We start from the raw sequence: 13150 nt of genomic DNA on the forward strand, positions 1-13150 counted from the left end.
TCAGATCCAGCGCTGGTCCACCAGTTCGCGCTTCACGTAGGCGTAGAACACCGGCGCGGCTACCAGTCCGGGCAGGCCGAAGGCCGCCTCCATCACCAGCATGGCCAGCAGCAGCTCCCAGGCGCGCGCCTGGATCTCGCCGCCGACGATGCGCGCGTTGAGGAAGTACTCCAGCTTGTGGATCACCACCAGGTACAGCAGCGCAGCCACGGCCACGTAGAACGACACCGACAGCGCGACGATGGCGATGATGGTGTTGGAGATGATGTTGCCCACCACCGGCAGCAGGCCCGCCAGGAAGGTGATCAGCACCAGCGTCTTCGACAACGGCAGGTGCACGCCGAACAGCGGCAGCACGCCCAGCAGGAAGATGGCGGTGAACACGGTGTTGAGCAGCGATATCTTCACCTGCGCGAACACCACCTGGCGGAACGCGGTGGCCAGGCGGCTGGTGCGGCCGATCAGTTCCTGCGCCAGCGGGCCCATCTTCGGCAGCGGCAGTTCGTCGTACAGCGCGATCATCGCGCCCAGCACCATGCCGATCAGCACCCGCACGCCCACCTGCACCACCGATGTGCCGGCCACGCCCAGCTGGCGCTGGTGCTCGGCGGCCCATTCGTTCACGGCGGCGCGCAGCGCCGTCAGATCCTCGGGAATGTAGGGCTGCAGCAGGGCCGGCACCTGGTGGCGCGAGGTGTTGAGGATGTCCATCAACCGCGCCAGCAGCACGTCCGGGCCACCGGTCTCGTTGCGGAAGAACGAGGCCACGCCGATACCGGCCAGCACCAGCACGCTGATGATCACCGCCGACAGCACGATCACCGCGATCGCCCGCGCCCGGCCGGGACGCAGCTTGCCTTCCACGGTGGAGGCCAGCACATGGGTCAGCTGGAACACCAGCAGGCCCGACAGCAGGGTCACCACCAGGCCAAGCTTCAGTGCCAGCCACATGCCCAGCAGCATCATCAGCCAGGCGGCGATGCGTGCGGCGGGAGGCCTGGGCAGGGTCGGGATGACGAGGGACATCGGGGCACATCCTGGTGGGGTGGCCCATGGTAGTGGATTGAGGTGATGCGCCCGCGCATGCGCGTCCCTGTGGCGGTCGCGTGCCGTCAGCGTGCGGCCACCGCCCCTGCCGCACGCGCCAATGCGGCCGCCTCCTGATCACCCTTGCGCTCGCTGTAGCGATCCACCAGGTAGTCCGCGCGATCCCGCGTGAGCAGGGTGAACTTGACCAGTTCCTCCATCACATCCACCACCCGGTCGTAGTACGCGGAGGGTTTCATCCGCCCGTTCTCGTCGAACTCCTGCCATGCCTTGGCCACCGAAGACTGGTTGGGGATGGTCAGCATGCGCATCCACCGCCCCAGCACGCGCAGCGTGTTGACCGTGTTGAACGACTGCGAACCGCCACTGACCTGCATCACCGCCAGCGCCCTGCCCTGCGTCGGGCGCACGCTGCCGTCTTCCAGCGGCAGCCAGTCGATCTGGTTCTTGAACACGCCGGTGACCGTGCCATGGCGCTCCGGGCTGATCCAGACCTGGCCTTCGGACCAGTGCGACCACGCGCGCAGGCGCTGCACTTCAGGGTGATCGGCGTCGACGCTGTCGAGCATGGGCAACCCATGCGGATCGAACACCCGGGTCTCGCAGCCGAGGTGGCGCAGCAGGCGCTCGGCCTCCAGCGCCAGCTTGCGGCTGAACGACTGCGGGCGCAGCGAGCCATACAGCAGCAGGATCCGCGGCGGGTGTGCGCGGCCGGCGCCCAGCAGGGTCGGGTCGGGCTGGGGAAGCGAGGCTTCGGCCAGATTCGGAAGGGTGGCACTTGCGATGGATTCATTCATTCGACTATTCTAGAAATATGGAAACAAAGAATGCAATCGCCGCCCTTACCGCCCTCGGCCATGCCACCCGGCTGGCCGCGTTCCGGCTGCTGGTCGAAGCCGGCCCGGCCGGACGCATGGCCGGTGACATCGCCGCCGCCCTGCAGGTGCCGCCGGCCACGCTCAGCTTCCACCTGAAGGAGCTGCTGCAGGCCGGGCTGGTCGAGAGCGAGAGCCAGGGCCGCAATGTCTGCTACCGCGCCAACTTCAGCGCGATGACCGGCCTGATCGACTACCTCACCCACAACTGCTGCGCGGGCTCGCCCGATCCAGCCTGCAGCCCCCCCCCCCTGATTGCGCCTGCTGACCGGAGATCTGCTTCGTGACCACCCAACGCGTCCTGTTCCTGTGCACGGGCAATTCGGCCCGCAGCGTCCTCGCCGAAGCCACGCTGCGGGCGTGGGCCGGTCATCGCTTCGAGGTCTTCAGCGCCGGCAGCCAGCCCACCGGCGAAGTCAATCCGTTCGCACTTGCGCAGTTGCAGGCCGAGGGCATTGCAACGGCAGGCCTGCGCAGCAAATCGTGGGACGAGTTCGCCGACGGCGCGCCGATGGACCTGGTGATCACGGTCTGTGATGCCGCGGCCGCCGAGGCATGCCCGGTGGTGTTCGGCGATTTCGTGCGCGCGCACTGGGGCCTGCCTGATCCGGCTGCCGTCGATGGCAGCGCGGAGGACAAGGCGGCTGCGTTCGCGCAGGCCCACGCCATCATCAAGGCACGGTTGCTGGCCCTGCTGGCATTGCCCGCAGACACATGGTCCGATCGTGTGCGGTTGAAGGATGCACTGGATCGCATTGGTTTCGTGCAGCCCGGGGACGGCCAGGCGTGAGCGCACCAGCACCGATGGGATTGTTCGAGCGCTACCTGACCCTGTGGGTGGCGCTGTGCATCGTGGCCGGCACCCTGCTTGGCCACGCGCTGCCGCAGCCTTTCGCTGCGCTGGCGTCGGCGGAGGTGGCCAAGGTCAACCTGCCCATCGCGGTGCTGATCTGGCTGATGATCATCCCGATGCTGCTGCGGGTCGATTTCAGTGCGATGCGCCAGCTCGGCCAGCACTGGAAAGGCATCGGCGTAACGCTGTTCATCAACTGGGCAGTCAAGCCTTTCTCGATGGCGTTGCTGGGTTGGTTCTTCCTGCGCCACGTGTTCGCCGACGCGCTGCCCGACGCGCAGATCGACAGCTACATCGCCGGGCTGATCCTGCTGGCAGCAGCGCCCTGCACCGCGATGGTCTTCGTGTGGAGCAACCTCTGCCGCGGCGATGCCAATTTCACCCTCAGCCAAGTGGCGTTGAACGACGCGATCATGGTGGTGGCCTATGCACCGGTGGTGGCGCTGCTGCTGGGCCTGTCGGCGATCAGCGTGCCGTGGGACACGCTGCTGCTGTCGGTGTCGCTGTACATCATCGCGCCGGTGCTGGTGGCGGCACTGCTGCGGCGCTGGATGCTGGCCCGTCGCGGCCAGGCTGGCCTGCAGTCCGCGCTGCGCACGCTGGGCCCGGTCTCGCTGCTGGCCCTGCTGCTGACGCTGGTGCTGCTGTTCGGTTTCCAGGGCGAGCAGATCGTGCAGCAGCCGCTGGTCATCGCCATCCTGGCGGTGCCGATCCTGATCCAGGTCTACTTCAACTCCGGGCTGGCCTACCTGCTCAACCGGCGCCTGGGTGTTGCCCACTGCGTGGCCGGTCCCTCGGCGCTGATCGGCGCCAGCAACTTCTTCGAACTGGCCGTGGCCACCGCCGTGGGCCTGTTCGGCGTGCATTCCGGCGCGGCGCTGGCGACCGTGGTCGGCGTGCTGATCGAAGTGCCGGTGATGCTGTCTGTGGTGCGCGTGGTCAATGCATCGCGCGGCTGGTACGAGCGGCGCTGAGGCAGGCACGCACCGCGCAGGTCGGCAGGCTGCCGGCGCCATCGCTCTCAACATCCACTTCACCCGTGATGGGATTCGATGGCCGGACAGGAGCTCCTGCTGCAGCGCCCGGTCGGTTGGGCAAGGGCATACCGCCCAGCATCGTTGTTGATCATCCCCCGCCCTGCCCACCCTGAGGACGTTGCCGTGGACACATCGCTTCACTCCCTTGCGAAGCTGGCCGCCCGCGTGTTGCTGATGTTGCTGTTCCTGGTATCGGGCCTGGGCAAGCTGTCCGACCCGGCGGCAACACAGGGCTACATGGCGGCGATGGGTCTTCCCGGCATCCTGTTGTGGCCCACCATCCTGTTCGAGATCGGCACGGCCCTGTGCATCCTGCTCGGTTTCCAGACCCGGGCAGTGGCCGCGCTGCTGGCCGCCTTCAGCCTGGTCACGGCCTTCATCTTCCACCACCAGCTCGCCGACCCGGTGCAGCAGATCATGCTCCTGAAGAACCTGGCCATCGCCGGCGGCTTCCTGCTGTTGGCCTGCAGCGGGCCTGGCCGCTTCAGCGTGGACGCCAGGCGCGGCAAGCCCTGATGCGGGCAAAGCGCGGCGTCCCGCCGCCCTGCCCTTGCCTCAGCGTCCCTTGGGCGGGGCCGTCGAACCCCGCAGCATCACGCTGAAATCCAGCGTCTGCTGAAGCGGTACATCGACCTGTTCGATGATGGCGAGCAGCAGGTTGACCGCGCGCTCACCGATCTCGCGCATCGGTTGCCTGATGGTCGTCAACGGAGGCGTGAGGTAACGCGATGACGCCAGGTCGTCGAAGCCGACGATGGAGACGTCATCCGGCACGCGGATGCCCAGATCCCGGCAGGCTGCCAACGCACCCAGCGCCATCTGGTCACTGAAGCAGAAGATCGCGGTGGGTGCGGTTGCGGGCGGCAGCAGCGCCATCGCGGCCGCATGGCCGGACTCCACGGAAAAGTCACCCGGCACGACGCTGAGGTGGCGCAGGCGGCCACGCGCCCTGCCGGCGGCGCGCACGCCTTCCAGCCGTTGCGTGTGCAGGGGATTGTCGGGCGGTCCGCCCACCACAGCGATCCGCTCGTGCCCCAGTCCGTACAGATGCTCCATCACAGCGCGCGCGGCGGCCGCGTTGTCGATGTGGACGCTGGGGATGCCCAGCGCGGGATCGAATTCGCAGCCATTGACCACCGGTGCAGCGGTACCTCGTTGCTGGACAATCTCGCGCGCCGTCGGCGGCAGGCGATGCCCCAGCACGATCAGACCATCGGCCTCGTTGCGTCGGAGCATCTGCGCGTAGCGCTCCTCGCGCTCGGGCAGGTTCTGGGTGTCGCCCAGCAGGACGGCGTAGCCCACGGCCTGCGCCGCATCCTCCGCGCCCTGCAGGATCTGCGCGAAGAACGGGTTGGCGATGTCCGGCACGGTGACCAGGATCTTGCCGCTGCGCTGGGTCTTGAGGGTCCTGGCCACCGTGTTGGGCACGTAGCCCAGCGCAGCAGCGGCCTGCTCAATGCGCGCGCGTGTAGCCGGCAGCACTTTGTCCGGCCGGGAAAGCGCTCGCGACACCGTGCCTGCGGAGACGCCGACGTGCCTTGCGATGTCGTAGATGGTGGCCATGGCGTTACCTCTTCCTTCCGCTGTGCAGTGCACAACGGGTCTTTCGAATGCCCCTGCTAGGATAATGCAATCGATTGCATCTAGGGCGAATCAACGTGAAGACGCTCAAGGGTCCAGCGCTGTTCCTGGCGCAGTTCATCGGCGACACACCTCCCTTTGATCGGCTGGACACGCTGGCCGGATGGGCCGCGGGGCTGGGCTATTCTGGCGTACAAGTGCCGACCAGCGCGCCCCACCTGTTCGATCTGGCCGAGGCGGCGCGCAGCCAGGCGTACTGCGACGATGTCAGCGGCATGCTGGGCGGACATGGCCTGCAGATCACCGAGCTGTCCACCCACCTGCAGGGGCAGCTGGTTGCCGTCCATCCGGCCTATGACAGCCTGTTCGACGGATTCGCGCCGCCGGAAAAGCGTGGCGATCCGGCCGCCCGCCAGGCCTGGGCGGTGCAGCAGCTGCTGCTGGCCGCCAAGGCCAGCCAGCGCCTGGGGCTGACCGCGCATGCCACGTTCTCCGGCGCACTGGCCTGGCCTTACTTCTATCCCTGGCCGCAGCGGCCACCCGGGCTGGTGGACGAAGCCTTCGCCGAACTCGGCCGACGCTGGCGCCCGATCCTGGATGCCTTTGACGCCTGCGGCGTGGACCTGTGCTTCGAGATCCATCCCGGCGAGGACCTGCATGACGGCGCGACCTTCGAGCGCTTCCTCGACGTGGTGGACCACCATCCCCGCGCGAAAATCCTGTACGACCCCAGCCACCTGCTGCTGCAGCAGATGGACTACCTCGGCTTCATCGACCGTTACCACGATCGCATCGGCATCTTCCACGTCAAGGACGCGGAATATCACTCCAGTGCCAGCAGTGGCGTGTATGGCGGCTACCAGGACTGGATCGATCGTCCGGGGCGGTTCCGTTCACTCGGCGATGGGCAGATCGACTTCAAGGCGATCTTCTCGAAGTTCGCCCAGTACGACTTTCCCGGCTGGGCAGTGCTGGAATGGGAGTGCTGCCTGAAGCACCCGGAAGACGGCGCACGGGAAGGAGCCGCCTTCATCCGCGACCACATCATCCGCGTGACCGAACGCGCCTTCGACGACTTTGCCGACAGCGGCACCGATCCAGGATCACTGCGCCGCATGCTCGGGATCTGAGACATCACTGCCTGGGAGGGCAAGCCATGACGCACACCATGTCGCGCTTGGGCGCGATGATGTTTCTGCAGTTCTTCATCTGGGGGGCATGGTTCGTCACCCTGGGAACCTATCTGGTGCAGGGCCCGCTGCAGGCCAGCGCAAGCCAGGTGGCGACGGCCTTCCTCAGCCAGTCCATCGGTGCCATCGTCGCGCCTTTCCTGGTCGGTTTGATCGCTGACCGCTACTTCGCGGCGCAGCGCATCCTTGCGGTCCTGCACCTGGCTGGCGCAGTGCTGATGTGGCTGGCGTCCACCGCAACCAGCTTCAGCATGTTCTCCGCCTGCGTCATGGGCTACATGCTGCTGTTCATGCCGACGCTGGCACTGGCCAACAGCGTGGCGATGCGGCACATGCAGTCGCCCGAGAAACAGTTCCCGCTGGTGCGGGTGGCCGGCAGCGTCGGCTGGATCGTGGCAGGCGTGCTGATCGGCTGGCTGGGCTGGGAACAGGCGCACCGGCTCGAGCTGACCTTCCGGATGGCGGCGATGGCGTCGCTGGCGCTGGGCCTGTATGCGTTCACCCTGCCGCACACCCCGCCGCTGGCACAGCAGCGCGACGCCGGGCTGGGGCAGATCCTGGGGCTGGATTCGCTGCGCCTGCTGAAGTCACGCTCGTACCTGGTGTTCTTCCTGGCGTCCATCGCGATCTGCATCCCGCTGGCGTTCTACTACAACTTCACCAACCCGTATCTCAACGACCTGGGCGTGCGCGGCGCGGCGGGCCTGCAGTCGCTGGGACAGGTCTCCGAAGTCCTGCTGATGCTGGCCATGCCGTTCCTGTTCGTGCGCCTGGGGGTGAAGACGATGCTGGCGGTGGGCATGGCCGCATGGGTCGTGCGTTACGTCATGTTCGCCTTTGGCGATGCGGGCGGCGGCTTCTCGCTGCTGGTGATCGGCATCGTGCTGCACGGCATCTGCTACGACTTCTTCTTCGTCACCGGCCAGATCTACACCGATGCGCATGCCGGCCCGGCCGCGCGCAGCAGCGCGCAGGGATTCATCACCCTGGCCACGTATGGCGTGGGCATGCTGATCGGCACGTTCCTGTCCGGCGCGGTGGTGGAGCACTTCACCACGGCAGCCGGTCCGGACTGGCAGCAGATCTGGCTGTTCCCGGCAGGGGTCGCGCTGCTCGTGCTGATCGCCTTCCTGCTGCTGTTCCGCGACCGGCCAGTGGTTGCGGCCGCAGCTTCCACGCCCTGAGGACCCTACCTGATGCCAAAGCCTGGAATCGCCATCGTCGGCACGGGAATGATCGGTGCCGTGCACCGTCGCGCGGCGCTGCTGGCGGGCGCCGACATCCGTGGCGTGGCCGCCTCTTCTCCGCAGCGCGCACGCGACGTGGCGCAGGCGTGGGGTGTCCCGCGTGCCTATCGGGACATCGAGGAGGTGGTCGCCGATCCACAGGTGCAGGTCGTGCACGTATGCACGCCCAACCACCTGCACCGCCCCATGGCACAGGCCGCACTGGAAGCCGGCAAGCACGTGGTCTGCGAGAAGCCGCTGGCCACCACGCTGGAGGACGCCCGGGCGCTGGCGGCGTTGGCTACCGCCAACGCGCTGGTCGCCACGGTGCCCTTCGTCTACCGCTACCACCCGGTGGTCCGCGAGGCGCGCGCGCGCATCGCCCACGGCGAACTGGGGCCACTGCACCTCATCCACGGCAGCTACCTGCAGGACTGGCTGCTGGACCCGGCCAGCAACAACTGGCGCGTGGACCCGGCGCTGGGCGGCGCCTCGCGCGTGTTCGCCGACATCGGCTCGCACTGGTGCGACCTGGTGGAATGGGTCAGCGGCGAGCGCTTCGCCGAGGTCAGCGCGGCATTCGACACGGTGATCGCCGAACGCAGCACCGACACCGGGCAGAGCTTCAGCACAGCAGCGGCCGGTGGCGCGATGCAGGCGGTCACCAGCGAGGACGTGGCCGCGGCGATGTTCCGCACCGGCGCCGGGACGCTGGCATCGTTGACGGTCAGCCAGGTATCGGCCGGACGCCACAACCGTCTCTGGTTCGAGATTGATGGTGCCAGGGCCAGTGTGGCGTTCAACCAGGAAGATGCCGAGCGGCTGTGGATCGGCCTGCCCGACCAGCGCGAGGAAGTCTTCGTGCGCGGGCCGGGCGCCGGCAGTGCCGAACAGCGCCGGCTGTCGCTGTTGCCGGCCGGGCACGCGCAGGGCTACGGCCACTGCTTCGAGGCATTCGTCGCCGACACCTACCGCGCCATCGAAGGCGAGCGACCGGATGGCCTGCCCACCTTCGAAGACGGCGTGCGCTCGGCGCTGATCGTCGACCGCGTCATCACCTCGGCCAGGACCCGTGCCTGGACCGCCATCGGTTGAACCCCGGGAGCCTCCCTTGATGAACACGCCTGCCCGCAGAACTGCCACCCTCGCCCTGCTGCTGTTCGCTGCCCTGCCCGCCTTCGCCAACGAAGCCGTTACCCCGCACAAGCCCATCGCCGTGCAGATGTACACACTGCGCAACGCCGGCCCGCTCGACCAGCAGTTGAAGATCGTCCACGACGCCGGCGTGGATGCGGTGGAAACGGTGGGCACGCAGGGCGTCAGCGCGGCCGAACTCAAGCAGTTGCTGGACCGGTATTCGATCAGGGCGATTTCCTCCCACGTGCAACTGGCCGAGCTGCGCAAGGACCTGGACGGCGTGGTGGCCTTCAACCGGTCGATCGGCAACACCACCCTGGTGGTGCCTTACCTGGACGCGAAGGATCGGCCGACCGATGCCGCAGGCTGGACCGCGCTGGGCAAGGAACTGGGCGCGATCGCCAAGCAGGTACGGGCCAAGGGCATGCGCCTGGCCTACCACAACCATGACTTCGAACTGGTCGACTTCAATGGCCGGACCGGCCTGGAACTGCTGTTCGCAGCGGCCGGGCCGGACCTGCAGACCGAGCTGGACCTGGCCTGGGTCGCGCGTGCGGGCCTGGACCCGGCGGTGATGCTCGGCAAGTTCCGCGGCCACCTGTTCGCGGTACACGCCAAGGACAATGCAGCCAAGGGCCAGGCCGAAGACGAGGGCGGCTTCGCTGCCGTCGGCCAGGGTGTGCTGGACTGGCGCGCGATCCTGCCAGCCGCCGCAGCGGCCGGCGTGCACTGGTACATCCTCGAGCACGACCAGCCACGCGATCCGGCCAAGGTCATCCAGACCGGCGCGGACTACCTGCGTGAACACCTGTCCCCCCGCCTGCCAGCCAGCGCGCAGCGCTAGTACGCGAAGGAGTCCTGATTGAAAACGATGCTGAAAATGGCTGTGATTCTCTGTGCGGCGATGCTGGCAACCACGGCATGGTCCAAGGACGACCCTGCAGCCGGCGCAAAGCTCTACACAGCGAACTGCACGGCCTGCCATGGTGCCGATCGCGCCGGCATGCCAGGCGCATTCCCCGCGCTCACCGACATCGGCAAGCGCCTGGATGCCGCGCAGATCAAGGACAAGATCAGGAAGGGCGGCGGACTGATGCCGCCGTTCTCCCAGCTGTCGCAACAGGAGATCGACGACATCACCAGCTATCTGGCGAAATAGGCCGCCAGCGTTACAGTTCGCGCACCCATATGTTGCGGTAGCTGACCTTGGCGTCGTGCTCCTGCAGATGGATCGGCGCGCACGCATGCGGTGAATACGAGGGCGGGCCGATGTACTCGGTCCTGCCCGCCAGCACGGTGTCGTCCTGCACCAGCACACCGTTGTGCAGCACGGTGATGCGCGCGGGCGAGATGAGCCCGCCGCCCGGCGAGAAGCGCGGCGCCTTCCAGAGGATGTCGTAGGCCTGCCACTGCCCCGGTGCGCGCGAGGCGTTCACCAGTGGCATGGCCTGCTTGTAGATGGAGCCGGCCTGGCCGTTGGCATAGGTCGGGTTGTTGTAGCTGTCCAGCACCTGCAGCTCATAGAGTTCCTGCAGGAAGATGCCGCTGTTGCCCCGGTTCTGGCCGTCGAAACCCTTGGTCTCGACAGGTGTGCGCCACTCGACATGCAGCTGGATATCGCAGAAGCGCTGCTTGGTGCGGATGCCCTTGCTGCCCGGCACGATGGTCATGGCGCCGTCGGCGACGGTCCAGGGCACACGCCCGCCCTGCTCCGACTCCCACGCGGAAGCATCCTTGCCATCAAACAGCACGATGGCGTCTGAAGGAGCCTTGCCCGGCGGCGTGGCCACGATTGCAGGCACGGGCGTCCACACCTCGGTCTTTGCCGGGTCGCGCGCAGGATCGGTGTTGGCCTGCGCGGACGCCGGTGCCGCGGCCAGTACGCCGGCGGCGATCAATAGCGGCGCGATCTTCATGGCGTGATCCATCAGCTGGTCCCCCATGCGGGCGTGCCGGGCACATAGGCCAGGTCGCCGTCGTAGCGGCCCGGCACGGCGACGTAACGCAGCACTTCGGTCGCGCCAACCTTGGAGGTAAAGAAACCGAAGATGGTGAGCTGCTTGAACATCGTGAAGTAATGCGGCATCGGCTCTCCTGCTTCGGCGGTGCCGGTTTCGGTCACCTCGACCGCGTGCTTCCTGGCCTCTGCATCCAGCGCGCGCAGCAGTTCGGTGCGGGCCTGCGGCGCAAGTGAAACGAAGCGGCCGCCGGCGCGTTTGTCGATATCGGCGAGGCCAGCGCGGAACGTCGCCTGCTGCCGGGCGGTGTAGCAGTCGCTGACGAACGTCGCCATGAACGCACCGGCGCCTGCGTCTTTCGCCCCCGGCGTTTTCGTCCGCGGCAAGATGGTCTCGGCGATCTCGTCCAGCGTGCCGACCTCCGCGTCGGTAAAGCGCGTCTTCGCCCCTGCGGCGGGAGCCTGTGCCTGACCGAGCGCAGGCAGGCCGATCATCGCCGCGCCGGTGGCGGCGACGATCATCTTCAGCAGTTCGCGGCGGTCCATCAGAGGTTCCCCGCTTTCAGTTCGCGCACGGCATGGTCAGCAGCCCGCGCGGTCAGTGCCATGTAGGTCAGCGACGGATTCACGCACGCGCTGGAGGTCATGCAGGCACCGTCGGTGACATAGACGTTGGGCGCATCCCAGACCTGGTTGTGCTGGTTCAGCACGGACGTCCTGCGGTCACGGCCCATGCGCGCGGTCCCCATCTCATGGATGCCCTTGCCCGGGGCGTAGTCGTTGTCGTGCATCTCCACGTCCTTGACGCCGGCGGCCTCGAGCATCTCGGCGGCATCGGCGGCCATGTCCTTGCGCATGGCCAGTTCGTTGGCGCGCATCGCTACGTCCATCGCCAGCACCGGCAGTCCCCACTTGTCCTTGCGGTCCCGGTCCAGGCGGATCGTGTTGTCGTGGTGCGGCAGCATTTCGCCGAAGCCGGTCATGCCGATGCGCCAGTCACCGGGCACGGTCAGCGCCTCCTTCAGGTCGGCGCCGATGTTCAGCTCGGCAATCTCGCGCGACCACCCCGTGCGGCTGGCACCGCCCTGGTAGCCGAAACCACGCAGGTAGCCGCGCTTGTCAGCGGCCACGTTGCGGAAGCGGGGAATGTAGAAGCCGCAGGGACGACGGCCGAAGTAGTACTTGTCCTCGAAGCCTTCGACCCGGCCGGAGGCACCCGCGCCGAAATGATGGTCCATCACGTTGTGTCCCAGCTCACCCGACGATGAGCCCAGCCCGCCGTCCCAGACATCGGTGGCCGAGTTCATCAGCAGCCAGGTCGAATTGAAGGAGGAGGCGTTGAGGAAGATGACCTTGGCCGTGTACTGGTAGGTCTGGCCGGTCTCTGCGTCGATGATCTCCACGCCCCGCGCCCGCTTGCGGTCCTTGTCGTAGAGCACTTCCTTGACGATGGAGAACGGCCGCAAGGTCAGGTTGCCGGTCTTCATCGCCGCTGGCAGTGTCGCCGCCTGGGTGGAGAAATAGGCACCGAAGGGACAGCCGAGGATGCACTTGTTGCGGTACTGGCAGTTGACGCGGCCCTGCTCGGGCATCGGCTTGGTGATGTTCGCCGTGCGCGAGTGGATCATGTGCCGGGTTCCGCCGAAGGCCTTCCTGATCCGCGCGGCCACGTCCTTTTCGACGATGTTCAACGGGATCGGCGGCAGGAACTCGCCGTCCGGCAGCACGTCCAGCCCTTCGCGCGTACCGGCGATGCCGGCGAACTTCTCCACATGGTCGTACCAGGGTGCGATGTCGGCGTAGCGGATCGGCCAGTCGGTGGCGATGCCGTCCTTCAGGTTCGCCTCAAAATCCAGGTCGGAGAAGCGATAGCTCTGACGGCCCCACATCAGCGAACGGCCACCCACGTGGTAGCCGCGGAACCAGTCGAATCGTTTGGTCTCGATGTACGGCGATTCCTGTTCGTCGGCCCACATGCCCTGCAGGTTCTCGGCCAGCGCGTAGTCGCGCATCAGCACCGGGAAGGCGGCCTTCATCGCCTGTGTAGGCCGGTTGCGATGCGGGAAATCCCACGGCTCCTTCATCGCGTTGACGTAGTCCTTGACGTGCTCGATGTTGCGTCCGCGTTCCAGCATCAGGACCTTGAGGCCCTTCCCGGTCAGTTCCTTCGCCGCCCAACCGCCACTGATTCCCGAGCCAACAACGATGGCGTCGTAATGATTGTCTGCCATGGATCTCTCACCTGGT

Annotated in this window: 15 protein-coding genes; 9 read left to right on the forward strand and 6 right to left on the reverse strand. The window is 67.0% G+C overall.

The genetic code is table 11. From position 1 onward, the window contains the following. Positions 1-966, reverse strand: coding sequence for an AI-2E family transporter (locus K5K93_RS07210; protein WP_229655702.1), 966 nt, complete (start codon positions 964-966; stop codon positions 1-3). A 146-nt stretch (positions 967-1112) separates the two neighbouring features. Continuing rightward, positions 1113-1844, reverse strand: a complete 732-nt coding sequence (gene arsH, locus K5K93_RS07215) for an arsenical resistance protein ArsH (RefSeq protein ID WP_222390371.1) — start codon at positions 1842-1844, stop codon at positions 1113-1115. A gap of 17 nt (positions 1845-1861) precedes the next feature. Here arsH and K5K93_RS07220 point away from each other — a divergent pair, with 17 nt between their 5' ends. From K5K93_RS07220 to K5K93_RS07235, 4 genes are all read left to right on the forward strand, one after another. After that, entirely contained in the window at positions 1862-2209 is a 348-nt protein-coding gene (locus K5K93_RS07220; protein ID WP_222390373.1) for a metalloregulator ArsR/SmtB family transcription factor, read from the forward strand. After that, the gene (locus K5K93_RS07225) at positions 2206-2712 is read left to right on the forward strand and encodes an arsenate reductase ArsC (protein ID WP_222390375.1); all 507 of its coding nucleotides are present in this window, start codon (positions 2206-2208) and stop codon (positions 2710-2712) included. Before K5K93_RS07220 ends, K5K93_RS07225 begins: the two co-directional genes overlap by 4 nt. A 14-nt stretch (positions 2713-2726) precedes the next feature. Beyond that, positions 2727-3749 (forward strand): ACR3 family arsenite efflux transporter, encoded by a 1023-nt coding sequence (arsB, locus tag K5K93_RS07230; RefSeq protein WP_222391010.1) that lies wholly within the window; start codon positions 2727-2729, stop codon positions 3747-3749. A 186-nt stretch (positions 3750-3935) separates the two neighbouring features. Beyond that, the gene (locus tag K5K93_RS07235; RefSeq protein ID WP_314819809.1) at positions 3936-4328 is read left to right on the forward strand and encodes a DoxX family protein; all 393 of its coding nucleotides are present in this window, start codon (positions 3936-3938) and stop codon (positions 4326-4328) included. A gap of 39 nt (positions 4329-4367) precedes the next feature. Here the strand turns inward: K5K93_RS07235 and K5K93_RS07240 are convergent, their stop codons facing one another. Further along, on the reverse strand, positions 4368-5375 hold the full coding sequence (locus K5K93_RS07240; protein ID WP_025873934.1) for a LacI family DNA-binding transcriptional regulator: 1008 nt from the start codon (positions 5373-5375) through the stop codon (positions 4368-4370). A gap of 95 nt (positions 5376-5470) precedes the next feature. Between K5K93_RS07240 and K5K93_RS07245 the strand changes: the two genes are divergently transcribed. The 5 genes from K5K93_RS07245 to K5K93_RS07265 are packed head-to-tail and all read left to right on the forward strand — an operon-like array spanning position 5471 to position 10105. Then, complete coding sequence (locus K5K93_RS07245) at positions 5471-6523, forward strand: sugar phosphate isomerase/epimerase family protein (protein ID WP_222390381.1); 1053 nt, start codon at positions 5471-5473, stop codon at positions 6521-6523. Positions 6524-6549: 26 nt separating this feature from the next. Next, entirely contained in the window at positions 6550-7767 is a 1218-nt protein-coding gene (locus K5K93_RS07250; protein WP_093817598.1) for a nucleoside permease, read from the forward strand. A gap of 12 nt (positions 7768-7779) precedes the next feature. Continuing rightward, positions 7780-8904 (forward strand): Gfo/Idh/MocA family oxidoreductase, encoded by a 1125-nt coding sequence (locus K5K93_RS07255; protein WP_222390384.1) that lies wholly within the window; start codon positions 7780-7782, stop codon positions 8902-8904. Positions 8905-8923: 19 nt separating this feature from the next. Further along, entirely contained in the window at positions 8924-9790 is an 867-nt protein-coding gene (locus K5K93_RS07260) for a sugar phosphate isomerase/epimerase (RefSeq protein WP_208081889.1), read from the forward strand. An 18-nt stretch (positions 9791-9808) separates the two neighbouring features. Beyond that, complete coding sequence (locus tag K5K93_RS07265; RefSeq protein ID WP_235204635.1) at positions 9809-10105, forward strand: cytochrome c; 297 nt, start codon at positions 9809-9811, stop codon at positions 10103-10105. 10 nt (positions 10106-10115) lie between these two features. Here K5K93_RS07265 and K5K93_RS07270 read toward each other — a convergent pair whose 3' ends face one another. Genes K5K93_RS07270 through K5K93_RS07280 form a run of 3 tightly spaced genes read right to left on the reverse strand, consistent with a single transcriptional unit; the run spans position 10116 to position 13134 of the window. Then, positions 10116-10889, reverse strand: a complete 774-nt coding sequence (locus K5K93_RS07270; RefSeq protein WP_222390387.1) for a DUF1080 domain-containing protein — start codon at positions 10887-10889, stop codon at positions 10116-10118. Next, positions 10874-11449 carry a gluconate 2-dehydrogenase subunit 3 family protein gene (locus K5K93_RS07275; RefSeq protein ID WP_093817594.1) on the reverse strand — a complete coding sequence of 192 codons (576 nt, stop codon included), beginning with the start codon at positions 11447-11449 and terminating at the stop codon, positions 10874-10876. The genes K5K93_RS07270 and K5K93_RS07275 overlap by 16 nt, the downstream gene beginning before the upstream one ends. Then, a complete protein-coding gene (locus tag K5K93_RS07280) occupies positions 11449-13134 on the reverse strand; it encodes a GMC family oxidoreductase (RefSeq protein ID WP_222390390.1) in 1686 nt (561 codons plus the stop codon). Before K5K93_RS07280 ends, K5K93_RS07275 begins: the two co-directional genes overlap by 1 nt. Positions 13135-13150 lie beyond the last annotated feature (16 nt).

This window comes from Stenotrophomonas sp. DR822, assembly GCF_019793815.1.
Taxonomy (GTDB): domain Bacteria; phylum Pseudomonadota; class Gammaproteobacteria; order Xanthomonadales; family Xanthomonadaceae; genus Stenotrophomonas; species Stenotrophomonas indicatrix.

What these genes read in the sequence shown, in the direction of transcription:
- K5K93_RS07210 (WP_229655702.1), bottom strand. Translation starts at nt 966, where the DNA reads ATGATGCTGCTGGGCATGTGGCTGGCACTGAAGCTTGGCCTGGTGGTG.
- K5K93_RS07280 (WP_222390390.1), bottom strand. Translation starts at nt 13,134, where the DNA reads ATGGCAGACAATCATTACGACGCCATCGTTGTTGGCTCGGGAATCAGT.
- arsH (WP_222390371.1), bottom strand. Translation starts at nt 1,844, where the DNA reads ATGAATGAATCCATCGCAAGTGCCACCCTTCCGAATCTGGCCGAAGCC.
- K5K93_RS07270 (WP_222390387.1), bottom strand. Translation starts at nt 10,889, where the DNA reads ATGGGGGACCAGCTGATGGATCACGCCATGAAGATCGCGCCGCTATTG.
- K5K93_RS07260 (WP_208081889.1), top strand. Translation starts at nt 8,924, where the DNA reads ATGAACACGCCTGCCCGCAGAACTGCCACCCTCGCCCTGCTGCTGTTC.
- K5K93_RS07255 (WP_222390384.1), top strand. Translation starts at nt 7,780, where the DNA reads ATGCCAAAGCCTGGAATCGCCATCGTCGGCACGGGAATGATCGGTGCC.
- K5K93_RS07250 (WP_093817598.1), top strand. Translation starts at nt 6,550, where the DNA reads ATGACGCACACCATGTCGCGCTTGGGCGCGATGATGTTTCTGCAGTTC.
- K5K93_RS07220 (WP_222390373.1), top strand. Translation starts at nt 1,862, where the DNA reads ATGGAAACAAAGAATGCAATCGCCGCCCTTACCGCCCTCGGCCATGCC.
- arsB (WP_222391010.1), top strand. Translation starts at nt 2,727, where the DNA reads ATGGGATTGTTCGAGCGCTACCTGACCCTGTGGGTGGCGCTGTGCATC.
- K5K93_RS07240 (WP_025873934.1), bottom strand. Translation starts at nt 5,375, where the DNA reads ATGGCCACCATCTACGACATCGCAAGGCACGTCGGCGTCTCCGCAGGC.
- K5K93_RS07275 (WP_093817594.1), bottom strand. Translation starts at nt 11,449, where the DNA reads ATGGACCGCCGCGAACTGCTGAAGATGATCGTCGCCGCCACCGGCGCG.